We start from the raw sequence: 26,353 nt of genomic DNA, 5'->3' as shown, positions 1-26,353 counted from the left end.
GTGAATGAAATTAAATGCTAAGTTCAGTTTGAATCGAAATATTAGAAGTTAGTAATTTATGAACAGGGCAGCTTTCTGCTACCTTTAACAGACGTTTGTGCTGATCTTCGGTAAATTCACCTTTAAGCACGATCTTACGCTCAATGTTATTTTGACCAGACTCTGGTTGACCATTTGGATTCAATGAAAGATTTATTTGAACGTGTTCAATTTTAATTCCTTTGTGATTGGCGTACATTTCTAAGGTGATCGTCGTACACGCGCCCAGAGCAGATAATAATAATTGTATTGGATTTGGTGCAGTATCTTGACCACCTTTATCTGCAGGTTCATCAGAATACCAAGTGTGCCCAGAAGAGTTCGTCAGTGTAACGCGATAGGGAGTTGATGTGCTGAGTGCTTGGGTAGAATAAGTCATGATTTACCTTGTTGTGAATCTTTTAAAATTAAAAAAATCATAGATCAATCGAGAATACGAATGAACTATCCAATTGTCTAGTATCGAATCTGTATAATCATATTGAGTTTAATACGCGCTGTAACCCTTTTATTGTTGCACTGATGAAACATATCGTTTTATAAAGAATAATGAATAAAAATACTTGATGTATACACTAATCACTATATCAAACAAGGATACGAAAAATGCAATTTAAAACATTAAGCTTAGGTTTAGCCGTTGCCATCGCAAGTTCTGTAACTTTAGCTGCGCCAGTAGACTATAAAATTGATCCAACACATACAGCAACAGTATTTAGCTGGAATCACTTTGGTTTTTCAACTCCGAGCGCGAATTTCACTGATATTCAAGGTGTGATTAAAGTTGATAATGCTAAACCATCAAACTCTTCTGTAGATGTGATTATTCCAATCAGCAGTGTGAATACAAATGTTCCTGCTTTGGATAAAGAGTTCCAAGAAGAAGCTTGGTTTAACGCAGCTAAATATCCGAATATCACTTTTAAAAGTACTAAAGTAGAAACTAAAGACAAGAAACATTTCAAAATTACGGGTAACTTAACCGTTAAAGGTGTGACAAAGCCTGTGGTTTTAGATGCTGTGCTGAATAAACAAGGTGAGCATCCAATGGCTAAAGTACCTGCAATTGGATTTAATGCAACGACTTCATTTGATCGTTCTGCATTTGGTATCGGAAACTATGTGCCTAACGTAGGTGATAAGATCACTGTAAATATTACAACAGAAGCAACTGCTGCTAAGTAATATCGAAGTACTCAAACTTCAAAAAAGCTCACGCTCAATAGCCGTGAGCTTTTTTATTTGCTCATTATCTAGAGAAAATGACTATGCAGTAGCATTGAATGCTTCTGAATAAGTCACATAACCACTTGGTATGTGATCCGTAAAAGCAAGAATTTGAAAATAGTCTGCTGGAACATTTTCTAAGATCAATCTAGCATCAGCCTTAAAGCCAAATTTTCCATAATAATTAGGATCACCGAGTAATACGCATCCTTTTGCATTTAGTGCCTTGATCTTATTCAAACCTTCTTTGATAAGTTGAGAGCCTATACCATTTGCTTGATATTCAGGTAGAACTGAAATAGGACCTAAACCATACCAATCTGTCGCACCATCTGAAATAGAGACGGGTGAAAAGGCAATATGCCCAACAACTTGATTGTTAATTTCAGCGATTAAAGAAAGGGTTAACTGATTGTTTTCTCTCAGCGCATTTACAATGAATTGTTCAGTGTGGCTTGAATATTCAACATGTGAGAATGCTGATTGTGTTAAATCAAAAATGGCTTGGATGTCAGTGTTCTGTTCATTACGGATTCGAATGTTCATTTTAGTTACCTAGTAATTTTTTAAAAATCACTGATGAAGCAAAATCATGTTATTGCTTCATCAGGTGATGATTAAGGATGTTTATTGATTATCAAGTTGAGGTCGTACGTTTCTAAGCCCATTCAAATTGATTTGATAGGGTTGACCTTCCTGTGATTTGATCAATCTTTTCTTCTTAAGTTTTCGAAAAACATCGAGTGTGCAATCAGATAATACAAAACCTTCACGGCTATAACATTCTACAGCAATGAGTTGTCCTGATTCATTTTTGAGTTTTACGATGTTTCCGCCTTTTGCTAAGACGTGTAAAGTCCTTTGTTCAGACTTGGATAGGTTCATGTTGGAATCCAGATATTTAGTAATCAAAAGCAAAGATAGGCATGAAGCCTGAAAATTCGCGTTGATAACCCATTTCAAATTTTCATTGAAATATGGTTATCAGATTACTGCTATCTCCAACATAAAATCCTCGATGTAGATTGGATATGAAATTTGCTAATCAATATATAGCTTGTGATATAAAAAGTAAAATATTATGTGAAATATACTGGGTGGTGTTTCAAAAAGTATGCTGAAACAAAGCAGGTTGAATTTTGATAAAATAGAGAAATGCGAATAACTCTAGAAATCAAATGTCCAACCTGCCTCAGTGACAGTATAAAGAAAAATGGCATCAAAGTAGATGGGAAACAAAACTATCAGTGCAAAGACTGTAAACGTCAGTTTATTGGTGACCATGCTCTGAGCTATCTAGGATGTAATTCAGGCATTACTCGAAAAATATTACAGTTGATGGTCAGAGGTAGTGGTATACGAGATATCGCTGAAGTTGAGCGAATCAGTATCGGTAAAGTTTTACGTACTTTAACCGAATCGACCTACCAAATTCAGCCTAAACAAAGTCATTATGAGTCTCTTGAAGTTGATGAGTTTTGGACTTTTGTGGGAAATAAAAATAATAAACAATGGCTTATTTACGCCTACCATCGAGAAACAGGTGAGATTGTTGCTTATGTTTGGGGTAAAAGAGACTTAGCTACAGTTCAACGATTGAAGACAAAGCTTAAACAATTAGGTATTCACTACACCCGAATTGCAAGTGATCATTGGGACAGTTTCATAACTGCTTTTAAAAACTGCGAGCAAAGTATTGGTAAATTTTTTACTGTAGGTATTGAAGGTAATAATTGCAAAATAAGGCATCGAATTAGGCGCGGTTTTAGAAGGAGTTGTAATTTTTCAAAAAAGATTGAAAACCATTTTAAAGCTTTCGACTTAACCTTTTTTTACATCAATAATGGCTTCATTTAATGTCAGCATACTTTTTGAAACACCACCATATACTGTATTTTAGGTGCGAGAGTTAAGTTGTATAGCCTTATTTTTATGATTAACTTAAGATGCAAGTATCGCTATATTTCTAATATTTGTATGTACAGCACAAATATTATTTTCAAGGTAGGATAGGATGGATAATCAGAAATTCATACAGCAGACAGTCGATTTAGCACTAGAAAATGTAAAACAAGGCGGTCGACCATTTGCTGCTTTGGTTGTAAAAAATAATGAGATCATTTCAACAGGTGTAAATCAGATTAAGTTGACGAATGATCCGACAGCACACGCAGAACTGCTCGCATTACGAGAAGCAGGTCGTATATTATCTACTCCAAATTTAGAAGATTGTACTGTTTATGCAAGTGGGCAACCTTGTCCAATGTGTCTAGCTGCAATAAGAATGGCTGGTATTTCAAAAGTATTTTTTGCGTTTTCCAATACAGATGCTGAACCATTTGGTTTATCAACTGCGAAAATTGCCGAATTATTGAGAGTTGAACCTCAGTTTCAAGAGGGTTTAGAGTTTACTCAATTAAAATCGAATCACTGCTCAGATTTGTATGCAATTTGGCAAAGACAACAGTAGATTGGATTGCGAAGAATTACTTTTAGATTAGTAACTTATTGAAAATCCACATTACTTTTTTGCATGCTTTTCTTTTAAAAGTAAGTATGCGGGAAGAGATTTTTTCGCTTGACGGCGAATCATGATTTTTATGTATAAAACGATCGCAAAGCAGGCTGTAGCAATTGTAAGCATCAGGCTATTCATATAACTCATTAAAGAGCTAACATAACCAATCGTAGCAATACGCCGTTGCATCCTTTCAACTTGCGTACTGGATTCAACACCTGTAATCGCCCATGTGCAAAGGTGTTCACAATTATTGATAATCAAATGGTAGTGATTTTCATGCATACGTGATCGCATGCGACGTACAACAGCCTTAGCTTTATATTTCGGTGATTCATAATAACGAATATGAATAGGCTTATCACGAGCAAAACGCTCTAGTGTCGTTATTTCAATAGGATGTTTTTTGAAAATATGTGCAAAGCCTGAGTAGTGAATAACTCTTCCACGACCTGCATAGATGCCATGATGGCTATAACCAAAGTGTTTGACGATGAGATGAGCGCCAAGATAAAAACGTTGATGTTTTTGCTGCATGCCTATTCAAGAATATTGCATTTTACCTAGCTATTTTAGTGAAAAAAGATGAATCTATCGAGCATATTTCATCAATCAATCATGTGAATATGTGTTGAGTTTGTATCTTTCATTTAAATCGAGGTTATATTCTAAAGTAGGTGCTTTTGTGATGTTGAGGAATTTGAAATTGTTGTTGAATCGATGTCTATTACTATCAAGTATGGTATTTCAAGCTACCACAGTTTTTGCATTTGAATATCAAAGTATGAAATTCGAGGATGTTCAATTTGAAGTGATAAAGGTCGATGACTTAAAGGATTTGCAATTATTTTTAAAAAATCCTCGAACAGGTGATTTCTATCAAAAGTTTTCGAATATTCAAAGCGACTTAGCTGCATGTAAAGAATTACGTTTTGCGATGAATGCTGGGATGTATCATCCCAACTTTGAGCCTGTGGGGTTGTATATAGAAAAAAAGAAAAAGCTTTCTGAATTAAATGAATCAACTGGTTTTGGTAATTTTTTTATGCAACCAAATGGTGTAGTAGCGTGGAATGATCATGGTGCTGTCATTCATTCAACAGCAGACTATAAGAGAGCAAACTTTACAGCAAATTTCGCGACACAATCAGGACCAATGTTGGTGCATAAAGGACTAATAAATTCTCAATTTATAAAGGATTCAAATTCTTTAAAAATTCGTAATGGTGTTGGGGTACGGGATGATCATTTATATTTCGTGATTTCAGAACAGCGTATAAATTTTTATCAGTTTGCAAAGTTCTTTAAACATCAGTTGAGAGTAGATGAAGCTTTGTATTTAGATGGATCGATTTCTAGCTTGTATTTAAAAGACATTCAACGTAATGATAGAAAATATAATTTAGGACCAATCGTTGGATTAACACATCAAATGAATTGTAAGTTATAGAACCCTAATCCTCTCGTTCAGAAAAGATTAGGGTATTATTTTTATTGGATTGGTGGGTTGATCATCGCAAGTAATTCTTTACGACTATAACCACGAGAAATCAGGACTTTTTTGATGCCTTTAATCACATCTTCATCTGTAGCTTTTACTAAAGCCTCAAGAAGTTGTTCATTTGATTTACAAGAGCAATCATTTTCAACACAAGAGGTTTGATTCTTGTGTTCGTTATATTGTTGATCAGCATTCAACAACTTTTGCCAAAAACTCATAGAGCCTTCATATACAACCTAACATAGATCGAAATATAGTCACTTTAAAATAAAATACAAGTCAGCATAAGTGATAAAAGCAGCAGTTGAACTTCAATTTTTTCGATGATTTTTAATGTTATTAACGAAATTATGACAACTTAATGACTTGACCGTTGATATTTCAAAGTTTTTTTATAAAAAACTCAAATAAAAAATAGAGAGTTATAAAAACTCTCTATTAAAAATGCTTACATTGAAATAGTTTGTTTAAATTTTTTCAAGTAATACACCAGACTCAACATGATGCGTAAAAGGGAATTGATCAAACATAGCAAACTTCTGAATGCGGTGTGTTTGTGTCAATATTTTTAAGTTATCGTGTAGCGTGTCTGGGTTGCAAGATATGTAGATAATACGTTCAAAACCTTGTAACAGCTTGAGCGTTTCGTCATCAATGCCTGCGCGTGGTGGATCAACAAATACAGTGTCAAAGTCATAGCTTTGAATATCAATTTCAGCTTCTAATAAACGTCTAAATGTACGTTCACCTTGATAGGCTTGGGTAAATTCTTCAGCTGATAAACGTGCTACTTGAATATTATCAATTTGATTCTGTTCAATATTCCATTGCGCTGCATGAACTGATGATTTAGCAAGTTCAGTTGCAAGAACGCGTTTAAATTTCAGAGACAGTGGTAGAGTAAAGTTACCATTACCGCAATACAGTTCTAGTAAATCTTTTTGAGCACCTTCCGCAGCATCACAAGCCCATTCAAGCATATGTTGGCAGACTTGAGCATTAGGCTGGGTAAAGCTGCTTTCAATTTGTTTGTATTTGAAAGTACGTCCATGAACATTAAGTTGTTCAACAACGTAATCATCTCCAATAATGACCTTTTGACCGCGGCTACGTCCCATAATTTTAATATTTAATTTATCAGCAAGTGCTTTTGCTGCACTTTCCCATTCTGCATCCAAACGGCGATGGTAAATCAGCGTTACCAACATTTCGCCACTTAAAGTGGATAGGAAATCTGCTTCAAAAATACGTTGCGAAAGAATCGGAGTTGCTTTTAATTCTTCTAGTAGTAGTGGCATTAAATTATTGATACTGCTATCAGCAATCGGGAAATCATCGATACGAATAACAGCTTTTTGCTTACCATCTTCAGCACGTTCAAACATGGCATAAAACAAATCATCTTCAGTGTGCCAAATACGGAATTCTGCACGCATACGAAAATGTTGCTCAGGTGATTGAAATACTTCTAAAGCAGGGGGATTGAACGGTGCAAATTGTGCGGTGATTCGTTCAACTTTCTCTTGAAGTTGCTGTTGGTAAGATACGGTCATAAAAAAGAAAACTGTAGGTAAAAACTAAAGGGGAATGGTATCAAAAAAAGCAGTAAAAGGTGCAGGGAAATTATGATTATCCCTGATTTAAACGAATTGGTTTCATTACATGATGGTGTGGAAATTTTTGTAAAAACCATTTGTCTTAAAATTAGAAAATAAAAACCCGAACCATGTAGAACATGGTTCGGGCTGGGATGAGGAACGACTGAAGTTCCGCAAGAGACTTAAATTAGTCTTCAGATAAAGTCATTAAACTCGCATTACCGCCGGCAGCAGCGGTATTTACACTAATAGCTCGTTCAATGACTAGACGTTCTAGAGGAATCTGCTCATCTGTCTTGAGATGAGTAATGCCCACGATTGCTCCAGAACGGTTCGCAATTTTCGTTTGCAGTTCAGTTAATTGTTTAACTGAACCATGATGTAAAACAGCATCAAAAGCATCTTTTTCGATGTCTGAAATCACTTTAATTGCTGCTAACACATCTTTTGGTAAAGATTTCTGATGCTTAGCCAAGAAAGCATTATCTTTAGTAACAGCAGCAGTACTGCTTACTGCGAAAATCGCTAGTAACTGCTGTAACTGGCTCGCTTCATCATTTGCGATAGAAAGCACACGATGACGAGGTAAGATAATGTATTGGTTACTTTCACCAGTAGGACCTTGCAACTCATAGAATTTACCAACGCCAAATGCAGGAATCGTTGGAATTGCTTGAGGCATATTTTGCTTAGCCCAAGTTAATAAGTTTTGGTAAGCAACATTTGAAACTGCTTCAAAAGTTGAAACTTCTGATTTAACAGCAAATGGTGTTGCTAAGACTTTTTCAGAACAATGTTCCATCAAACGATACATATATAATGGACCGCCTGCTTTAGGACCTGTACCAGATAAGCCTTCACCACCAAAGGGTTGCACGCCAACAACTGCACCAACGATATTACGGTTGATATATAAGTTGCCTACTTCTGCGCGTTGGATGACAGTATTAATCGTTTCATCAATACGTGTGTGTAGACCCATCGTTAAGCCGTAACCTTTTGCATTGATGCGATCGATCAATTGCTCAAGTTCACCATACTTATATGTGATGATATGCAATACAGGACCAAATACTTCACGCTCTAAATCATCAAGGTTTGGTAATTCGATCGCAGTTGGTGGAACAAATGTGCCTTGAGCAAGTGCTTGTTGGCTTACAGCATCGTTAAAAATCAATTGATGAACAGGGTAGCCCTTTGATTTCATCTTTTGAATGTGATTATCAATGGTTTGTTTTGCTTCAGTATCAATTACTGGTCCAATATCAGTTTTTAAGATAGCAGGATTACCTACGATCAACTGTTTCATTGCACCTTTCAACATTTTCACAACTGTTGCAGCACTATCTTCTTGAACACATAAGATACGAAGAGCAGAACAACGTTGACCTGCACTATCAAATGCAGAACTTACCACATCCAATACGACTTGTTCGGTTAATGCAGATGAATCAACGATCATGGCATTTTGACCACCTGTTTCCGCGATTAACGGAATTGGTTGACCATTCGGAGATAAGCGTTTTGCCACAGTTTTTTGCAAGATTTTTGCAACTTCTGTAGAACCTGTAAACATGATGCCTTGGATACGATCATCTTGGCTCAATTGCGCGCCAACTGTTTCACCGCGACCAGGTAAAAGTTGAACCGCACCACGTGGTACACCAGCTTCCCAAAGCATTTGAACTGCTTGAGCTGCAATCAATGGAGTTTGCTCAGCTGGTTTTGCAATCACACAGTTGCCGCTTACTAACGCAGCTGCAATCTGACCCGAGAAAATCGCAAGAGGGAAGTTCCATGGGCTGATACACAAAACTGTACCTAATGGCTTCACTTGTGCATTTGCAGGTAAGTTTTCAATTTGAGTTGCGTAGTAACGTAAGAAGTCTACTGCTTCACGTACTTCTGCAATCGCATTGGCATAGGTTTTACCACTTTCACGGCAAAGTAATACCATCAATTCTTGGATGCGAGCTTCCATCAAATCCGCAGCGCGTTTTAAGCAAGCTGCTCGTTCAGTTTTATTTGTCGCAGCCCAACTTTGCTCTGCTTGTACTGCTGCTTCTAGTGCAAGTTGTACATCAGCGCTGGTTGCCTCGTTTACATAACCTACGATTTCACTATTTTGTGCAGGGTTTGTAATTGCAAGAGCATTACTTTGATCATGGACTGTTGATTCAAATCCAAGTAATGGTACGCTTTTCCACACGTGATTACGAAACTTTTGGGCTGTAGCATCTAAGTCTGCAAGCGGTGTGTCGTTGTTTAAATCGAAACCATTTGAGTTTGGACGCAACGGATATAAATCATGCGGAAGAGGAATAGCAGGATGTTTTAAACCAAGCTGACCTTCTTCTTTTGCAGCAGTTTGAATATCTTTGATAGGTGATTGAATTAAATCATCTACTTTCAATGTTTTATCTGCAATGCGGTTTACAAATGAAGTGTTTGCACCATTTTCAAGTAAACGACGAACTAAGTAAGCCAATAGAGTTTCATGATTACCAACTGGCGCATACACGCGACATGGAATACCAAGTTTACCGTCTTCTTTTGAACCCACAACTTGTTCATACAGTGGTTCACCCATGCCATGTAAGCATTGGAATTCATATTGACCAGGATAGTATTTGCTTGGATCAGCTAGATTGTAGATCGTTGCAAGTGACTGTGCATTGTGTGTTGCAAATTGCGGATACACTTGATCAGGTGCAGCAAGAAGTTTTTTCGCACAAGCAATGTATGACAAATCTGTATGCACTTTACGTGTGAACACAGGGTAGTCAGTCATACCTTCAATTTGAGCTTTTTTAATTTCGCTATCCCAATATGCACCTTTCACTAGGCGAATCATCAGACGTTTGTTACTGCGTTTTGCAAGATCAATGATGTAATCGACAACGAAGAAACAACGCTTTTGGTAGGCTTGGATAACAAAGCCAATGCCTTTCCAGTTTGCAAGTTTAGGTTCGAAGCATAGACGCTCTAACATTTCCAAAGAAATTTCTAAACGTTCCGATTCTTCAGCATCGATGTTTAAACCAATATCATAATGCTTAGCTAAACATGCGAGTTCGAAAACTTTGTTATAAAGTTCATGGTGAACACGACTGATTTGCGAGCGTTGGTAACGAGGATGCAATGCTGAAAGCTTGATAGAAATACCAGGACCATCATATACGCCACGACCATTAGATGCTTTACCAATCGCATGAATCGCTTGGGTATAGTCGTTGTAATAGCGTTCAGCATCGTGATCTGTGAGCGCAGCTTCACCTAACATGTCATAAGAGTAACGGAAACCTTTATGTTCAAGTGGCTTAGCATGTTCAAGTGCTTCTTCAATAGTTTCACCAGTAACAAACTGTTCACCCATCATACGCATAGCGACGTCAACCGCTTTACGAATAATACCGCGACCACTACGTGCTAATAAGCCCGTTAATACACTCGATAAACTTGTTTGTTTTGGAGTTTCCATTAACTTTCCAGTTAACATCAAACCCCAAGCAGCAGCGTTTACGAACATGAGGCTACTTTGACCTACGTGCTCTTTCCAGTTGCCTTGGTTGATTTTGTCACGAATCAAAAGATCACGTGTCGCAGTATCTGGAATACGAAGCAATGCTTCTGCTAAACACATGAGTGCCACACCTTCTTGAGAAGAAAGTGAGAACTCCTGAAGTAAACCTTGCACGATACCTGCTTTACCAGCAGAACTTTTGCGTTCACGTAGATTATTCGCTAGATCAAATGCAAGTTCATAAATTTTTTGATCGAGATCTGGTGAGATGTTTGCGGCTTCAGCAAGTTCAGCGACAGCTTCAGGTTCAGCACGTCGCCAAGCTGTATTAATGCGTTGCTCAAACTCACTTTTTTCTTTAAATTCGGTGATATAACCACCGTCGTTGTGAGCTGTGTCCATTTGTGCGGGAGTATCCAAAGTATTCATACTAAATTCCAATAACAATCTCTAGAACATATTGAGTAGAGAGGTTTAGATAATTTATGATTACAGAATAAAACCCGAGTAACTCACTATATTTAGTCCATTTTTTAGAGGAAAATTCAGTTGAATGGCCCTATTTCTACATTAGATCGAACAGATCTAAAAATTCTGGATATTCTTCAAACAGATGGAAGAATTTCTAACAGCAAATTAGCTGAATTAGTGAACCTATCTCCCACAGCCGTCATGGCTCGTGTGCAGAAGCTTACAAAGGATGAATTTATTCTAGGCTATGAAGCAAAGCTTAATCCAGCGAAGCTTAATGCGAATTTTTTAGTATTTGTTGAGGTACTGTTAGATAAAACGACCCCAAACGTACTTGATGATTTTATTGATGCAGTAACGCAATACCCTGAAATCGTGGAATGCCATATGGTGAGTGGAGGCTTTGATTTTCTAATCAAATTGCGCAGTGCCGGGATGGAGGAGTTTCGTCGCATTGCAGGGCAGATTTTGTGGCAGTTACCTGGTGTCAAAGAAACACGGAGTTATCCCGTGATGCAGGTTGTGAAGGATAGCTCGAAGATAAAAATCAAATCGAGGACAAAATTTTGAATCAAAAAAAGGGGCTTTAAAGCCCCTTAAATTTTTGAAGAATTATTTCATGTCTCTAGCATAGATTTCTTCAGCTTGTTCAAAGCGGCTAGTAACATTTGCATTTGGTGCTTTACCAAGCAAACTTACAACCACGATGCTGACAAATGCGAATGCGAAACCTGGAATAATCTCGTAGATGCCTGTTTCACCGAAGAAGTTTTTCCAAACAATCACGGTAACTGCACCGACAACCATACCCACAAGTGCACCGTTCAATGTCATACGCTTCCAGAACAATGAAAGAATAATCAAAGGACCGAATGCTGCACCGAAACCAGCCCAAGCATAAGCAACCAAACCTAAAACTTTACTGTCAGGGTTTTGAGCTAACACCAGCGCAAGTAATGCAACTGCAAGTACCATTGCACGACCAATCCAAACGAGTTCTTTTTGAGACGCATTTTTACGGATAAAGCCTTTGTATAAATCTTCAGTCAAAGCACTTGAACATACTAGTAACTGACAACTTAGCGTACTCATAATTGCAGATAGAATTGCAGCTAAGATTACACCTACAACCCAAGGGTTGAATAAGATTTTTGTGAGTTCCATGAATACTGTTTCATGGTTACCTGCTACCGCGGCAGCAAGTTCTGGGTGTTGCTGGAAGTAAGCGATACCAACGAAACCTGAACCAACAGCACCAGCTAAACATAGAATCATCCAAGTCATACCGATGCGACGAGCTGCTGGAATAGATTTTACTGAGTCAGCTGCCATGAAGCGTACAAGAATGTGAGGTTGACCAAAATAGCCTAAGCCCCATGCTGCTGCTGAGAGGATCGCAACAAAACTTAGATTCGAGACAAAGTCGTAAGCATGTGGGCGAGCAGTTTCTACCAAAGCAGTAAATTCTTCTGCGCCAATTCCTAATGACATGTATGTCACAATTGGAAGAAGCAATAAAGCGAAGATCATTAAACCTGCTTGGAAAGTATCCGTCCAGCTGATTGCTAAGAAGCCACCAACACACACATAGCCAATTGTTGCAAAAGCACCTAACCATAAGGCAGTTTCATAAGGCATATGGAATAGTGTTTCAAACAATCGAGCACCAGCAACCATGCCTGAAGCACAGTAAATTGCAAAGAAAACCAGAATGATCAACGCAGATGTGACACGCAAAATTTTCTTCTGATCATCAAAACGACCAGTGAAATAATCTGGTAATGTTAGTGCATTATTCTGTACTTCGGTATGAACGCGTAGACGTCCAGCAACCAAATACCAGTTAAGCCATGCACCGATGATTAGCCCGATCGCAATCCATGATTCTGATAATCCAGTCAAGTAAATGGCACCAGGTAAACCCATGAGTAACCAACCACTCATATCCGATGCACCAGCAGATAAAGCGGTGACAAAACTACCTAGACTACGTCCTCCGAGAATATAATCATCTAGGTTTTTGGTGGAGAAATAGGCGTATAAACCTATACCGAGCATGGCAAGAATATATACCACGAACACAACAACGGTGGGATTTGAAAAATTCATAATGGATGCTTGTCCTTACATATCCATAATTTTGCAATCACATCTGAATAGCCAAAAATGATTTACTATTCTAATAAGACTGATAAGGTCACAGATTCAATCACGAATGATTTTTAAAAAACTGTTATAATTATGTATCTAAATTGTATTGTTTGTGTAATTTAAATTAAGTGTATGAATCTTAATTTCTTTATTAAATAAATTAGACTTTTTTATCATAACAAATGTATTTTATTTGGGTGAAAAATATTCAAAATATTCATATCTGTTACAAATCTGAAACATTTACTTTTAAAATTAAAAAAATATACGAGAAGCATCGGCTTTAGTGGCTAATTTGAGTCCAAGTTTTGCAGTTTATTATCTCAAAATGCTTATATTTTGAACTGAAAATTAAGGTTTATGACTAATATTCTGAGTTTTTAAGATAATCAAAATGCTTATGCATAAGTTTTTATAAAGTTTTAGATGCTAAACATCATGGTTTTGCTTGTGATAGCTTAGCTATTTATAGTTATTTTAGAACGATATTTATTCATCAATTGTTAGCTTTAGTAAAAGGGCTTAGCCATATCAAACTTTTTATATTTATCTAATAAAAAACCCAGTGATCAAACACTGGGTTTTTTAAAATAGAATCGAAAATTACAAACCTGATTCATACTCTGTATTTGAAAGTAATTTTTCAACATCAGCCATATTGTCTGGTTTGATTTTGTATATCCAACCTTTTCCATATGGCTCTTCATTGACAAAGTCAGGATCATCTTCAAGTGCAGTATTTACTTCAACCACAGTTCCTGAAATAGGAGCATGGATGTCAGAAGCTGTTTTTACAGATTCAACAATACCAGCTTGTTCAGTAGCCGTAACTTGGCTGCCAACTTCTGGAGTTTCTACATATACTAAATCACCTAACTCATCTTGAGCATGATCAGTAATACCTGTAACAACAAGGTCACCCTCGATTCTTACCCATTCATGCGTGCGCGCATATTTCAAATCTTCTGGATGATTCATGACAACTCCTTAAAAATCTGTCTCATCATTTTTGTTTGGCTTTATACAGGTTTTTCAATAAAAACAAAAGCATCAATAAATGATGCACTGAAAATATTACAAATATGGGTCTTTACGCCAATTACTCGGACTACGACCACTCCAACGTTTGAATGCACGACTGAAGTTGGCAACGTCAGAATAACCTAATTCATCTGCAATTTGTTCCAAACTATAGTCTGTTCGGGAGAGTAGTGAAGTCGCATGACGATATCGAACTTCATCGACTAGTGTTGAAAAAGATGTTCCTTCAGCAGCCAATTGTCGTTTGAGTGTACGGTCAGACATATGAAGACGTTCTGCAACACTCTCAATACTTAAATAGTGTTGCTCTGAATTGGTTAAAATATCACGAACACGCATCGCTAGACGACGACGCTCACCCAATGCTGATAATTCAGATTCACATTGGTTAATTGCGATTTGGCTTGCGATTGGATCAGCATTCACCATTTTCAAACCAAGATATTTTTTATCAAAACTCGATATTAAATGTGGCTGGTTAAAACGGATCGTACTATTCAACTTGTCTTTATATTTATCAAAACCTTCTGGTTCTGGAAAATCTAGATCCACTTCACCTTGAAGATCTTCAATACCAGTTAATGCCTTTGCCATGGTCATGATGCCAATCGTCAGTCCTAGAATAATCTCCGTTCTGAGTGGCTCTACATCAATATCACATTGCAGTTGAAGGGTCGCTTTGGGACCAAAAGTCGAGAAATAAAGTTGTAAAAAAGGTAATCGTAATTGGATGAAACGACTCGCAAGAGCAATCGCATCAGTAATGTCATGTGCGGTCATAATGGCATAGCCAATAAAACCGTGAATTGAAATACGCATCTGTGTGCCTAAGTGAAAGCCAAGCGTACTTTCACCTGTCAGGCGTAATGCATGTTTTACTAATTCGTTTGCTACAGGTGTTGGAATTCTATAGTTTGGATCTGCTAGAAGTTCGCTAGTCAAATGAAATGGAGCAAATAAAGTTTCATCGTTGTATCCCCAACGTGAAACTACATCTAGTAGCAATAAGCCGTAAACGCCTGGTATTCCTTGATCTTGACGAGTTGAGGTTGTTTTCATGTGCTTTCCGTGGCGCTCATCAATTTTTGCCCATATCTTTTAAACATCTAGGTCTCGAACATATTTGCATGAAATAAAAGATTGAATCATAAAAATTGTTGGACAAGAGAGTCACCTAATGTTCAAAAATCAAGAAGGTTTTCTAAAAACCATAATTTTGGTAGTAGATATTAATAACACATCACCGTGTTGGTTCAAAGCCTGTGTTACGTAGCTGACGATACCACGATCATTTTTGGTTTTTGATGGCACAATTGCAGTAATTTCAACTTCCACATGGATTTTATCGCCAACCCGTGTTGGCCTTGGCCAACGTAAACTTGACTCTGAACCCAGTAAGCCGCCTGCAATAGGGAAACACTCAGTCCAAAGACGCATCGTTACGGCTGATGTATGCCAACCACTTGCAGCTAAGCCTTGAAAAATTGGATGTTGAGCTGCTGCTTGTTCATCGAGATGAAAGGGTTGAGGGTCGTATTGACTTGCAAACTGTTTAACTTCTTCAAGTGTCATTTCATACTCACGACTGATGAAACGATCTCCAATTTTCAAATCTTCTAAATACAACATTATTCTTTATCCTGCTGAGTTACTCGTTGCTCAACAAGAAAACCGCCTGTTTGACGTTTCCATAGTTGGGCATACAAGCCATCATTTGCAATGAGTTGCTCATGTGTGCCTTGCTCGACAATTTTGCCTTGATCAAGAACAATGAGACGATCCATTTGTGCAATAGTAGATAATCGGTGCGCAATTGCAATAACCGTTTTGCCTACCATCAAGTCATTTAAACTGCTTTGAATTGCGGCTTCAACTTCAGAATCTAACGCGCTGGTTGCTTCATCAAGTATCAAAATAGGGGCATCTTTGAGGAAAACCCTCGATATTGCAATACGTTGGCGTTGTCCACCTGATAGTTTGACACCACGTTCACCCACATATGCATCTAAGCCTACAAAACCTTTTTGATCACTTAGTTGAGGAATAAACTCATCAGCCTTAGCTTTTTTAACTGCTTGATATACTTCATCAAGGGTAGCGTTTGGTCGACCATATTTAATATTTTCCGCAACAGTTCGATGTAGTAGAGAAGTGTCTTGGGTTACCAGTGCGATATTTGCACGGAGACTATCTTGAGTCACTTGATGGATATCTTGACCATCGATAAGAATACGACCCTGATGAATCGAATAAAAATGTAGAAGCAGTTGGATTAACGTTGATTTTCCTGCTCCTGATCGACCGACAATGCCAATTTTCTCACCAGGTTTGATGGTTAGATTAAAGTGATCAATAACGTTTTTGTCGTTATATGCAAAACTGACATTTTCAAAACTAATTTCACCATGAGGGACTTTGAGTTCAGTGGCATCAGGTTTGTCTTGAATCTCGATTGGCTTACCTAAGGTTTTCATACCATCTTGAATGGTACCTACATTCTCAAAAAGCATGGTGACATGCCACATGATAAACTCAGCTAAGCTATCAAGTTTAAGTACCATTGCGGTTGTGGCCGCGATTACGCCTAGTGCAGCTTGACCTTCGGTCCAAAGCCAAACAGATGTACCAATAACACTAATAAAAAGAAATGCGCTAAGAAGACGAATACAGATTTGATATTTGACGGCCAATCGCATTTGCTTATAAACAGTCACCATGAACTCTTTCATGGATTCTTTTGCATACTGGCTTTCACGACCAGCATGTGCAAACAATTTCACTGTTTGAATATTGGTGTATGCATCAGTAACGCGTCCTGTCATCACAGCTCGTGCATCGGCTTGCTCTTGAGAGACGCGACCTAGTCGAGGAATAAAGTAGCTCGCAATACCGATAAATAATGCTAACCATAAGAGTAATGGAACAATGAGTACAGGCGAAATTGAGCCAAGTACAAGACTAATCGTAATGAAATAGATAAGTACATAGACCAACATGTCGCCTAAAATCATCCAAAATTCACGCACAGCTAAAGCTGTTTGCATAACTTTGGCAGAGAGTCGACCTGCAAAATCCGTATGGAAGAAATCTAAACTTTGTTGTAAGAGTAAATTGTGAAAGCGCCAACGCATACGCATTGGGAAATTACTAAATAAAACCTGATGTTTAATAATTGATTGAATACTTACAAAAAATATATTCGCAAATAAAATGCTAATAAGGATAGTCAGATTCTGTTGATTTGTTGCTAGAAAGGTATCTGGTTGGCTTTTACTGAGCCAATCAACCAGTTTTCCGATATATGAAAAAAATAAAGCTTCAAAACAAGCAGCAGCTGCAGCACATAAAATCAGTAAAAATAAAAAAGGTCGAACGCCCTCAGTGGCTTGCCAAACAAAAGCAAAAAATGTAGTTGGTAATGGTTTGTTTAAGTCTTTTGTTGGATAAGGATCAACTAATTTCTCAAACCATTGCAACATCTAAACTTTCCCCTTGACCCAAAGTACTAACTCAACTTCAACCTGTAGCATATCAGAAAAAATGTATAGAAAATCACAAAAGGCAAAAATGATAACGAATGGTAAAAATTGATAAAGTTATAGCCCGTAATTAAGTGAAACTAAATTTACCATTTCGAGGGAGGAAAGATAATTTAAAGTCTACTTTAAATTATCTTTTTTGTTTTGATTTAAACTTAAACCTTAACTGGCTTTTGAGCGATGGTCTTGTTGCTCAAAGAACTTGACGGCAGGAGATTGAGCCATATATGCCAATGCTTGTTCTGTATTGCCTTCATCGACAGGATTAAACTTTGGCGAAACCCAGCGTAGCGTTGCTTTCCACAAATATTTAATCGTAGGAAGATGGTCTGTTTGAGTTGCAGTTTTTTCAAACTCGCGAATGAAATTAAAGAAACTTTGGCGAACGAGCTTTTGCATTTTCTCATTCTCTAAATCTTGAGTTGCTAAACCACGGGCAAAATCAGCAAGTAGATAAATGAACAGAGGAAAGATTACCATCATGATCGCTTGACGAGATAGATAGAAGCCAAATTTATTTTTTACAAGATGCTCAAATAAATCATAGGCTACACAACGATGTTCTACTTCTTCAGCTAGGTGCCAACGAAACAAATCAGCCATCGCTGGGTCTGCTGAATCCCAAGATTTGCTTTCTAGTGTCCATTGACCAATAGTTCCAGTGAAATGTTCAATCGCTGCGATAATACCAACACGGAATAATAACCAATATTCTTCAAGCGCTTTATTTCTAAGTATTGGAAGTCCTAAAGGCTTGTCACCTAAAAGTATATTAAATAAGAAGTGGGCACGATTTAGTTGATCTTGAACGTCGTAGCCATTTTCCCTTAAAAAATCTTGTACATTTTCATGTGCGCGAGCATGAGTCGCTTCTTGGCGAATAAATCCAATAACATCTTCTTTTAATTTTTCATCTTTTATCAGAGGGAGGGCTTTATTAAATACGCGACAAAACCAAAATTCACCAGCTGGCAAAAGCATGTTGATCCCATTTGCCACATGAGAACAAAGCGGATCATTTTCCATCCAGCAGACAGAAGATTCTGAAAAATCGAAATGTACTTTTCTTGCTTTAATTTGGTGGTTTTCTAAGATCATACATGTCACCCAAAAGGAATTACGAATTTTTTTGATGAATTATTTTTAGCATTGCATCAAGTTGCATACCATGTGCTTTGAGGACGAATAAGCATGATCTTGAAGTATCAAATGATAAATAACTGCAAAGTACTTCTAAAATCACTGTTTCATATAGTTTAACTTTTCGCATTTTGTTTTATTAAAACTAAACAATAAAAACCAAAATTGATTCATCAGAGGGGTATATACTGAGAGTGAAATACAAGAACTGAATAGGGTAAAGAATATGTTGTTAAAGTTTACGGTTCGATTTGTCGCTGTTTTATTTTCAGTCTTAATTATTACAGCACTTTCAATTCACTTTTTCTTTTCCGAGAAAATCGTTACGGATTTATGGATTATAGTCGTTCCTGTAATTTTAGGTATACCTATGCTCACAGCAATTACGCTTACTAAAGATGAAGAGCTAAATTTGTCTTAGTTTAAAAGAGCTTAAACTGACTTTAAAATACTTAATAGCCCGAGAGGTATAGTTACTACACCTTTCAGGCTATTTTTATATGGTTACCTTAAACTATTTGCTCAACGTTATTAGTATTTTGATGATTCAAAGCTTGAAAATCATGTCCTGATGGAGCTTGATAAATTCTCAGTCCAAACTCTGGGATAATTGCAATTAAGTGATCAAAAATATCAGATTGGATTGCCTCATAAGAAGCCCATGCAATTGTATTGGTGAATGCATAAATTTCTAAAGGTAGTCCTTCGCTTGTAGGTTGTAACTGACGCACCAGAATAGTTTGATGCTGTGCGATACCTTGATGTTGACGTAAGTAAAATTCAACATATGCTCTAAATGTACCAACATTAGTCAAACGTCGCTTGTTGTATTGCGATTGATTGCTGAGTTGTTGGTTAAACTCATCAATTTCAGACTGTTTCGCATCTAAATATTGATCTAATAATAAAAACTCTTTTAACTTCTGTTGTTCTGTATCTGTCATAAAGTGAACAGTGCTTTGATCAAGAAAAATTGAACGTTTTATGCGGCGGCAACCCGAGTTACTCATCCCGCGCCAGTTTCTAAATGTATCAGTCACAAGTTTGTTGGTTGGGATGGTTGTAAATGTCTTATCAAAGTTTTGTACCGTCACAGTATGTAATGACATATCAATTACGTCACCATCCGCGTTTAGCGATGGCATTTCTATCCAGTCACCAATGCGCACCATGTCATAAGAAGATATTTGAATACTAGCAACTAATGACAGAATCGTGTTTTGGAAAACTAACATTAACACCGCTGCCATCGCACCAAATCCAGCCAATAAAGTAAATACATCTTTTTTGAGGAAGGTGCCTAGGATCATCAGACCACAAACGACAAATAGGATTAACTTGATGAGTTGAAGATAACCTTTGATGGGTTTGTTTCTGGATTTTGGGTTACGTTGATAAAGTAAGTTAAAAATATTGAGGGCTTCACTAACCGTTAAGGCTAGAGTCAGGAAAATAAATGCCTGAGCACCCATTTGTACAAATGTAATCACTTTGGCTGGGAGATGCGGAATGGTCGTAATACCATTCATAATCACAATAGCAGGGACGATATTTGCAAAGCGACGAGTAATACTGTGTTGCGCAAAGATTGATTGATTTGGTGATTTTAATTTGGTGATTAAATGTCTAATACCACGAACGATAATTCTTTTAGCAATAAAGTTTGCCAAAGCGGCAAAGAAAATCAGAATTGATAATGCGACTAACATTTCTAGCCAAGGGTATTGGCTCAATTCAGTTCGAATATCGCTAATAAAATTAAAATAATTCAAAATAAAAACACCTTAAAATTCTTTAATGCGAGAATTGTAAGGTGTTGAATTGAATTCTGATAATTTGCTGACAGTTTATATACGAACTGTAAGGTGTTATTACATTCAATTACCACATCAGATCATCAGGGATCACATATGCTGCGTAAGGATCTTCTTCATCTGTAGTTTGGTCATTTTTCTCATCTTTATTATTAACCAAAATGAAGCCTTGCATTTTTTGATCAATTTTTTCGGCTAAAGCCTTTGGTAGATATGCGTATTGTTCCTGATCTTTTGCGACAACAAGAGAACCTGATACCAGCGCATTATAAATTTGTTGATTGATGTAAACTTTTTTGATCTTGTTCTCATCAATAAATTGATAAGCAATATCACCCTCTGTATTTTCAACTTTATGTTGTTTGATCATTTGAATGATCGAGGCTTTCAACGCTTTTTCTTCAAGAATTTTTTGCTTTTCTAAATTTAATGCCTGATCTTTTGCTAATTTCTCTTGTTTTGCACGATCAATTTCAGCTTTTAATTCAGCATCATCATTTTGTCCAGTGCGCTGTTCGTGCTGAGCCTGTTTGGTTAGTTTCTTCGCTTTTTTATTATCAACTAAGCCCGCTTTAAGCAATTGAGCTTGTAATGCATTTTTTACCATAATTCAATCCAAATCTGAGTGTGATGAAGAGCGAAAATAAACGATCCAATAGGTCATACTTAATACAAGACTCAGTCCTGCAGGTATGAGAAAAGTTTGTAATTTTAAATAAGGATAAAGCAAACTGGCAATCAATCCACCCACTAAAAAACCCGTAAAAATTAGAAAATGTAAAAAAATACGCCTATTTTCAATTTTTAAACCCCGAACTTTGTAGCCAATTGTCAAACCAATATCTGTCAAAACTCCAGACAGATGTGTGGTGCGAATGATTGCTCCTTTGTAATGGCTAACCATTGCATTTTGAACACCCATTGCAACGCAAGCCCAAAGAAGACCATAACGAGGAAAGTAAGGGAGGAGCAGCCATGTGAGGAATAAAAATATAGCAACAAGGCTGAGCGGAAATCCATAATGGTGACCAAAAGTCACATTACTATTTCCTAAAATCAGTCCACTATAAAAGGAACCAATAACGAAACAAATAACAACTAAAGCTAAGTAAATAAAGTGGTCAGGTTGCCAGTCCAGTAAGCTCATTGCAAGCATACTGACATTTCCAGTCATATGAGAAACAGATTGATGAAGAACAGTAAATAAACCTAAAACGTTTACCATTCCTGCATTCAATGCCAATAAAAAAGCACCGATTTGAATCCAGTTTGGTAAACGTTGTAAAGGCATAATAACCTACGATTATTGACGGTTACGAAAATCTACTGCAGCAGTGAATAAAACATCAGTTGATGAGTTTAATGCAGTTTCAGTTGAGTCCTGCAAAACACTAATAATCATACCAATAGCAACCACTTGCATTGCGACTTCTGATGATATACCAAATAGGCTACATGCAACAGGGATTAGCAATAAAGAACCACCAGCAACACCAGATGCACCACAAGCGGATACTGTGGCAACAACTGATAAAATAAGCATTATGCTTAAATCAACGTGAATACCTAGTGTATGTACAGCGGCTAATGTTAATACTGTGATAGTTACAGCTGCACCCGCCATATTTACCGTAGCGCCTAAAGGAATCGAAACACTCGCAGTTGCTTCATTAACACCCAAACGATGAGCTAAATCTAAATTCACAGGAATATTCGCTGCTGAGCTGCGCGTGAAAAAAGCAGTAATACCACTTTCTTTCAAACATTTGAAAACTAATGGATAAGGATTCGAGCGCATTGTAACTCCAACAAGAATTGGATTAATTACAAGAGCAACGAAGAACATCGTACCAAGAAGTACCGCAAGTAAATGGGCATAACTTGAAAGAGTAGCCAAACCTGCATCAGCAAAAGTAACAGCGACTAAACCGAAAATACCGATTGGAGCGAATCCAATAACAACATGAATGATTTTATTGACCGCATCTGCAACATCTGTAAGTACTTTTTTGGTTGTATCAGAACTATGACGCAATGCGATGCCTAAACCAATTGCCCAAGCTAAAATTCCAATGAAGTTTGCTTCACTAATTGCTTGTACTGGGTTTGCAATAAAGCTTAAAAGAAGATTTTTTAAGATTTCAGCTAAACTACCAGGTGCTTGTAGTTCTGATTGTGTAGTTAGATGAAGAAACAACTGACTTGGGAATACAATACTTGCAATCACTGCACTAAATGCAGCGAGTAGCATACCGACTACATAGAGGGTCATGACAGGTTTTAAGTTTGAATGCTGTCCAACTTTAAAATTCGCAATTGAAGATAACACAAGCACGAAAACTAAAATGGGTGCAACAGACTTCAAAGCTTTAATAAACAATTCACCCAATAAACTTAAATAAGGTGTAACGTTAGGAAACAGCATTGCCACGCCAATTCCTAAAAAAATAGCGATAATAATTTTGGTAACTAAACTTAAGCGAGACAGTACACTAAACATATAAAGGCCTTACAAACCCATGTGCGGTTTAAGGTTAAACAAGCGCCGTATTCTATACCTAAGCACCATGAATAATAAAATTTTTTTTGATGATGAATTACTTAAAAAATTGCGTAAAAATTAACATAATGTTTTTGCAAATGTTTTATCAGAAAGCATTTTATCTTTTTGCATAAAAAAACAGCATTTATCACTGTTCTCCTAATTTTTTTCAATAGGAGATATGCTTTGAACTGCCTGATAATGCGAAAGAAAAATTTCACCTGTTAATTCATCCACGAGCTTTGATTTTCTTAAACGATCCATCACAGGACTCTTCACTTCAGACAGGTGTAGTTTAATATTAAGACGCGCGAGTTCCTTATTTAACTCTTCCAACATTTCTAATGCACTAAGATCGATGTTGCTGATACTTGAGCAATTTATAATCACATGTCGGATTTCTGCATTTTGACTAAGTTCAGTAATCACATAGCCTTTTAATACGTGTGCATTTAAGAAGCTTAGGTTTTCATCAATACGAAAAGAGGCAATAGTCGGAACAGTAATGACATCATAGCGTGATACATTTCTAAAGTGTTGAGTTCCTTCTATCAGACCGATCACAGCTATATGTGGACGGCTGACACGCCATAGCAACATGATAAAAGTAAGACCAATACCAATAATCAGACCTGTAGAAATATCAATGAATGTTACGCCGAGGAAGGTTATTAACATCGCAAAACCATCTGCCTTTGAATATTTCCATGTTTCGATAAAAGGAGCGATAGTGATGAGTTTCCAAATGGAGACTAAAATTGTAGCGGCTAATACAGTTAGGGGAAGAGTTTCAAAGATACCTGTAAAATACAAGCAGACTAAAATCATAGTGAGAGAGGAGAGGACACCTGAAATCGGTGTTTTTGCACCTGCATCACTATTTACCACAGTGCGTGACAAGCTACCTGAAACCGCAAAGCCATTATTAATACTTGCTGCGATGTTTGCGAATCCTAAAGCAATGAGTTCTTGACTACTATTTAAGTCATCACGTTTCTGTAGAGCAGTGGCTTGAGCGATTGCAAGAGATTCTACAAAGCTAATCATGGCAATCATAAACGCGCTTGGTAAGAGCTTAAAAGCAAGCTCAGAATCCCATGACGGAAAATAAAAATGTGGTAAACCACTCGGGATAGTGCCGACGGTTTTTAAACTATTTTGTTCCAGATCAAATATTGCCACGATAATGATTGATGAGATAACAACGATTAATGGGATAATTCGAGCCAGGAAAACTGAGTGCACAAATTTTGGTAAAAGCACTAAAATTAATATGGCGGCACAACTGAAAATTAAACTGATTAAGCTAAGTTCTTGTATATGTTTGACTAGGGCTTGTTGAGAATTAACAAAGACTACTGATTAATTTATAATAGTACTATGGATAGATACATACTTACTGATGCCCAATGGGCAAAAATGGAACCTTTTTGCCTAGGTAAAGTGACCGATCGAGGTCGTAGTGGAAAAGATAATCGATTATTTTTAGAAGCAGTCCTATGGATTGCCCGTACAGGCAGTCCATGGCGTGATCTACCTGCTCATTTTGGTAAATGGAATACCGTCTTTAAAAGATACCGTGACTGGGTTAAAGCTGGTGTATTTGAAACTATTTTTGCATCTGTAAATGAAGATGTTGATTTGGAATACGCCATGATTGATGGAACGATTGTTAAAGTTCATCGACATGGGCAAGGTGCAAAAGGGGGACTTTCAAACAGTCTATAGGTAAATCTCGAGGTGGAATGACCTGTAAAATTCTTGCCTTAGTGGATAGTCTAGGCAACCTCATTAAGTTTCGATTAATGCCTGGTCAATATCACGATTTAGTAGAAACCAAACCTTTAATTGAAGATGTTGATTTTCAAGCATTACTAGCTGATAAAGCATTTGATGCAGATTGGCTCATCCAAGAACTCAATGAACGTAAAGTGAAAGTGGTGATCCCACCCAAATCTAATCGAAAAGTAATGAGAGCATTTGATACGACTATGTATAAATGGCGTCATCTCATTGAAAACTATTTCTGTAAGTTAAAAGAATTTAAACGTATAGCGATGCGTAGTTGTAAAACAGATACGAGTTTTGAAGCCATGATTCAATTGTGCGCGAGTGTAATTAACTCTCGGTAATTCTCAACAGACCCTAAGCTAGAAATAAATTCAGGAATATTATTTGACTGAAGAGGTATATCTAATAAAAACTTAAGTTGCCCGAGAGCAATCAGTAATGCAGAAGCAATGATAAAACTTTGAATAACTGGATGGCTAATCAATTGTATTAAAAAACCAAAGCGCAATAATCCTAGAACTAGCGAGATTACTCCTACCATCATGCTCAATAGATAAACCGCTTCGATGTATTGCTGACTACCGACAGGGAATAATGGATTTAGTGTTGCAAAGACCATCATCGAAATGATTGCAACAGGACCAATCGATAGCGTAGTGCTGCTGCCAGTGAAAGCATAAACAATCATCGGCAATATGCTTGCATAAATACCCATAACAGGTGGCAAACCAGCAAGCATCGCATAAGCCATACCTTGTGGTACTAACATTGCGAGAACGATAAAAGCAGCAATCAAATCGGATTTAAAGCTCGATATTTGATACGTTTTTAGCCATTTAAAAGCTGGAAAAAGAGTGCTTATACTCAAATCTATTTTTTTCATGCATATCAAAGTTTATATCGTTATAACGATATTATGCAGGAAAAGCCAATAGCTTAAAATTTAAATCTAACTTTATGAACGTTAAATATTTGGACAGTAGTTCTCATACAATGTTGTTAACACAACTTGTAACTTAGGATCACTAATGGAGTAGAAAATTTGCTTTCCTTCACGACGTGTTGAGACAACTTTGCTTTTTCTTAGCATCATCAGCTGCTGAGATAAGGTCGGCTGGAAAATCTGAGTTTGTTCTTCAATCTGAGATACATTTAACTCTTGTTTAGCTAAATGGCACAAAATAATTAGACGATCTGTGTTAGCTAGAGATTTAAGCACATTTACTATTGAACTTGCTGATTCTCTCATTGCTTCAATCTCAAGACTTGTTTGCATATTCACCTCATCTAACTGCACTAAAGTTTAGTATAAAATGACTAAAAGGTAAAAATGTAGTAAAAGTGGATAAATGCAATGGTTTTTAGTGAAGATGTATATAAGAAAAAATGATAAGTGAACTCAATTTTAATCGCGAGTTGGTAATTTTACGGAAAAAGAGATTTAGTTTACTTTTCTTG

25 protein-coding genes and 2 pseudogenes are annotated in these 26,353 nt (G+C 37.0%); 7 read left to right on the top strand and 20 right to left on the bottom strand.

Translation table 11 applies throughout. The annotated features are described in order from the left end of the window. Positions 1 to 10: 10 nt before the first annotated feature. Positions 11 to 418 (bottom strand): OsmC family protein, encoded by a 408-nt coding sequence (locus Q9Q86_RS06300; protein WP_112986615.1) that lies wholly within the window; start codon positions 416 to 418, stop codon positions 11 to 13. A 227-nt stretch (positions 419 to 645) separates the two neighbouring features. Between Q9Q86_RS06300 and Q9Q86_RS06295 the strand changes: the two genes are divergently transcribed. Then, entirely contained in the window at positions 646 to 1,224 is a 579-nt protein-coding gene (locus Q9Q86_RS06295) for a YceI family protein (RefSeq protein ID WP_039046957.1), read from the top strand. 81 nt (positions 1,225 to 1,305) lie between these two features. Here Q9Q86_RS06295 and Q9Q86_RS06290 read toward each other — a convergent pair whose 3' ends face one another. Continuing rightward, a complete protein-coding gene (locus Q9Q86_RS06290) occupies positions 1,306 to 1,812 on the bottom strand; it encodes a GNAT family N-acetyltransferase (RefSeq protein ID WP_112986616.1) in 507 nt (168 codons plus the stop codon). Positions 1,813 to 1,893: 81 nt separating this feature from the next. Then, positions 1,894 to 2,151 (bottom strand): YjhX family toxin, encoded by a 258-nt coding sequence (locus Q9Q86_RS06285; protein WP_112986617.1) that lies wholly within the window; start codon positions 2,149 to 2,151, stop codon positions 1,894 to 1,896. 270 nt (positions 2,152 to 2,421) lie between these two features. Between Q9Q86_RS06285 and Q9Q86_RS06280 the strand changes: the two genes are divergently transcribed. Next, positions 2,422 to 3,123 carry an IS1-like element ISPa14 family transposase gene (locus Q9Q86_RS06280; protein WP_004678526.1) on the top strand — a complete coding sequence of 234 codons (702 nt, stop codon included), beginning with the start codon at positions 2,422 to 2,424 and terminating at the stop codon, positions 3,121 to 3,123. A 157-nt stretch (positions 3,124 to 3,280) separates the two neighbouring features. Continuing rightward, entirely contained in the window at positions 3,281 to 3,736 is a 456-nt protein-coding gene (locus Q9Q86_RS06275) for a nucleoside deaminase (RefSeq protein WP_112986618.1), read from the top strand. Between the two features lie 51 nt (positions 3,737 to 3,787). Here Q9Q86_RS06275 and Q9Q86_RS06270 read toward each other — a convergent pair whose 3' ends face one another. Next, positions 3,788 to 4,321 carry a lecithin retinol acyltransferase family protein gene (locus Q9Q86_RS06270; protein WP_112986619.1) on the bottom strand — a complete coding sequence of 178 codons (534 nt, stop codon included), beginning with the start codon at positions 4,319 to 4,321 and terminating at the stop codon, positions 3,788 to 3,790. 151 nt (positions 4,322 to 4,472) lie between these two features. On the opposite strand from Q9Q86_RS06270, the gene Q9Q86_RS06265 reads away from it, so the two are divergent. After that, positions 4,473 to 5,234, top strand: coding sequence for a phosphodiester glycosidase family protein (locus tag Q9Q86_RS06265; protein ID WP_112986620.1), 762 nt, complete (start codon positions 4,473 to 4,475; stop codon positions 5,232 to 5,234). A 41-nt stretch (positions 5,235 to 5,275) separates the two neighbouring features. Here the strand turns inward: Q9Q86_RS06265 and Q9Q86_RS06260 are convergent, their stop codons facing one another. From Q9Q86_RS06260 to putA, 3 genes are all read right to left on the bottom strand, one after another. Then, positions 5,276 to 5,503, bottom strand: coding sequence for a hypothetical protein (locus Q9Q86_RS06260; protein WP_004954718.1), 228 nt, complete (start codon positions 5,501 to 5,503; stop codon positions 5,276 to 5,278). A gap of 249 nt (positions 5,504 to 5,752) precedes the next feature. Next, entirely contained in the window at positions 5,753 to 6,838 is a 1,086-nt protein-coding gene (gene trmA / locus Q9Q86_RS06255; RefSeq protein ID WP_004961537.1) for a tRNA (uridine(54)-C5)-methyltransferase TrmA, read from the bottom strand. Between the two features lie 232 nt (positions 6,839 to 7,070). Further along, a complete protein-coding gene (gene putA, locus Q9Q86_RS06250; protein WP_112986621.1) occupies positions 7,071 to 10,835 on the bottom strand; it encodes a trifunctional transcriptional regulator/proline dehydrogenase/L-glutamate gamma-semialdehyde dehydrogenase in 3,765 nt (1,254 codons plus the stop codon). A 120-nt stretch (positions 10,836 to 10,955) separates the two neighbouring features. Here putA and Q9Q86_RS06245 point away from each other — a divergent pair, with 120 nt between their 5' ends. After that, on the top strand, positions 10,956 to 11,447 hold the full coding sequence (locus tag Q9Q86_RS06245; RefSeq protein ID WP_004915403.1) for an Lrp/AsnC ligand binding domain-containing protein: 492 nt from the start codon (positions 10,956 to 10,958) through the stop codon (positions 11,445 to 11,447). 42 nt (positions 11,448 to 11,489) lie between these two features. On the opposite strand, the gene putP is transcribed toward Q9Q86_RS06245, so the two are convergent. From putP to Q9Q86_RS06215, 6 genes are all read right to left on the bottom strand, one after another. After that, a complete protein-coding gene (putP, locus tag Q9Q86_RS06240) occupies positions 11,490 to 12,986 on the bottom strand; it encodes a sodium/proline symporter PutP (protein WP_004954704.1) in 1,497 nt (498 codons plus the stop codon). Between the two features lie 645 nt (positions 12,987 to 13,631). Next, positions 13,632 to 14,006 (bottom strand): glycine cleavage system protein GcvH, encoded by a 375-nt coding sequence (gene gcvH / locus Q9Q86_RS06235; protein ID WP_004915409.1) that lies wholly within the window; start codon positions 14,004 to 14,006, stop codon positions 13,632 to 13,634. Positions 14,007 to 14,102: 96 nt separating this feature from the next. Continuing rightward, complete coding sequence (locus Q9Q86_RS06230) at positions 14,103 to 15,128, bottom strand: AraC family transcriptional regulator (protein ID WP_004954701.1); 1,026 nt, start codon at positions 15,126 to 15,128, stop codon at positions 14,103 to 14,105. A 129-nt stretch (positions 15,129 to 15,257) separates the two neighbouring features. Next, the gene (locus Q9Q86_RS06225; protein WP_004954698.1) at positions 15,258 to 15,698 is read right to left on the bottom strand and encodes a MaoC family dehydratase; all 441 of its coding nucleotides are present in this window, start codon (positions 15,696 to 15,698) and stop codon (positions 15,258 to 15,260) included. Continuing rightward, positions 15,698 to 17,548 (bottom strand): ABC transporter ATP-binding protein, encoded by a 1,851-nt coding sequence (locus Q9Q86_RS06220; RefSeq protein ID WP_112986622.1) that lies wholly within the window; start codon positions 17,546 to 17,548, stop codon positions 15,698 to 15,700. Before Q9Q86_RS06220 ends, Q9Q86_RS06225 begins: the two co-directional genes overlap by 1 nt. 222 nt (positions 17,549 to 17,770) lie before the next feature. After that, a complete protein-coding gene (locus tag Q9Q86_RS06215) occupies positions 17,771 to 18,706 on the bottom strand; it encodes a metal-dependent hydrolase (protein ID WP_112986623.1) in 936 nt (311 codons plus the stop codon). A gap of 268 nt (positions 18,707 to 18,974) precedes the next feature. Between Q9Q86_RS06215 and Q9Q86_RS06210 the strand changes: the two genes are divergently transcribed. Further along, positions 18,975 to 19,169, top strand: a complete 195-nt coding sequence (locus Q9Q86_RS06210; protein ID WP_005402717.1) for a hypothetical protein — start codon at positions 18,975 to 18,977, stop codon at positions 19,167 to 19,169. Positions 19,170 to 19,257: 88 nt separating this feature from the next. On the opposite strand, the gene Q9Q86_RS06205 is transcribed toward Q9Q86_RS06210, so the two are convergent. The 5 genes and pseudogenes from Q9Q86_RS06205 to Q9Q86_RS06185 form a co-directional block, all read right to left on the bottom strand. Then, positions 19,258 to 20,520 carry a mechanosensitive ion channel family protein gene (locus Q9Q86_RS06205; RefSeq protein ID WP_005402716.1) on the bottom strand — a complete coding sequence of 421 codons (1,263 nt, stop codon included), beginning with the start codon at positions 20,518 to 20,520 and terminating at the stop codon, positions 19,258 to 19,260. Positions 20,521 to 20,629: 109 nt separating this feature from the next. Continuing rightward, positions 20,630 to 21,169 carry a DUF2058 domain-containing protein gene (locus tag Q9Q86_RS06200; RefSeq protein ID WP_004915432.1) on the bottom strand — a complete coding sequence of 180 codons (540 nt, stop codon included), beginning with the start codon at positions 21,167 to 21,169 and terminating at the stop codon, positions 20,630 to 20,632. Between the two features lie 3 nt (positions 21,170 to 21,172). Continuing rightward, positions 21,173 to 21,853: a YoaK family protein gene (locus Q9Q86_RS06195; protein WP_004954688.1), complete on the bottom strand. Its 681-nt coding sequence runs from the start codon at positions 21,851 to 21,853 to the stop codon at positions 21,173 to 21,175. Positions 21,854 to 21,865: 12 nt separating this feature from the next. After that, positions 21,866 to 23,062, bottom strand: coding sequence for a serine/threonine transporter SstT (gene sstT / locus Q9Q86_RS06190; RefSeq protein WP_112986624.1), 1,197 nt, complete (start codon positions 23,060 to 23,062; stop codon positions 21,866 to 21,868). A 201-nt stretch (positions 23,063 to 23,263) separates the two neighbouring features. Next, positions 23,264 to 24,439, bottom strand: a pseudogene (locus Q9Q86_RS06185) (SulP family inorganic anion transporter); the annotation flags it as partial. A gap of 45 nt (positions 24,440 to 24,484) precedes the next feature. Between Q9Q86_RS06185 and Q9Q86_RS06180 the strand changes: the two are divergent. Beyond that, positions 24,485 to 25,236 (top strand): IS5 family transposase gene (locus Q9Q86_RS06180; protein WP_112987637.1). Its coding sequence is split into 2 segments (ribosomal slippage): positions 24,485 to 24,821 and positions 24,821 to 25,236, totalling 753 coding nucleotides; the frame shifts between segments, so codons are not numbered across the junction. 14 nt (positions 25,237 to 25,250) lie between these two features. Here Q9Q86_RS06180 and Q9Q86_RS06175 read toward each other — a convergent pair. Together Q9Q86_RS06175 and Q9Q86_RS06170 are read right to left on the bottom strand one after the other, a co-directional pair. Further along, positions 25,251 to 25,778 (bottom strand): annotated as a pseudogene (locus Q9Q86_RS06175) (SulP family inorganic anion transporter); the annotation flags it as partial. A gap of 81 nt (positions 25,779 to 25,859) precedes the next feature. Then, the gene (locus Q9Q86_RS06170; protein WP_004915442.1) at positions 25,860 to 26,171 is read right to left on the bottom strand and encodes a metalloregulator ArsR/SmtB family transcription factor; all 312 of its coding nucleotides are present in this window, start codon (positions 26,169 to 26,171) and stop codon (positions 25,860 to 25,862) included. Positions 26,172 to 26,353: the final 182 nt, after the last annotated feature.

It is taken from the genome of Acinetobacter sp. A22 (assembly GCF_030913345.1).
GTDB classification, from domain to species: domain Bacteria; phylum Pseudomonadota; class Gammaproteobacteria; order Pseudomonadales; family Moraxellaceae; genus Acinetobacter; species Acinetobacter junii.
The sequence above is the reverse complement of the archived record's forward strand: the minus strand, read 5'-3'. Positions and strand labels throughout refer to the sequence as shown.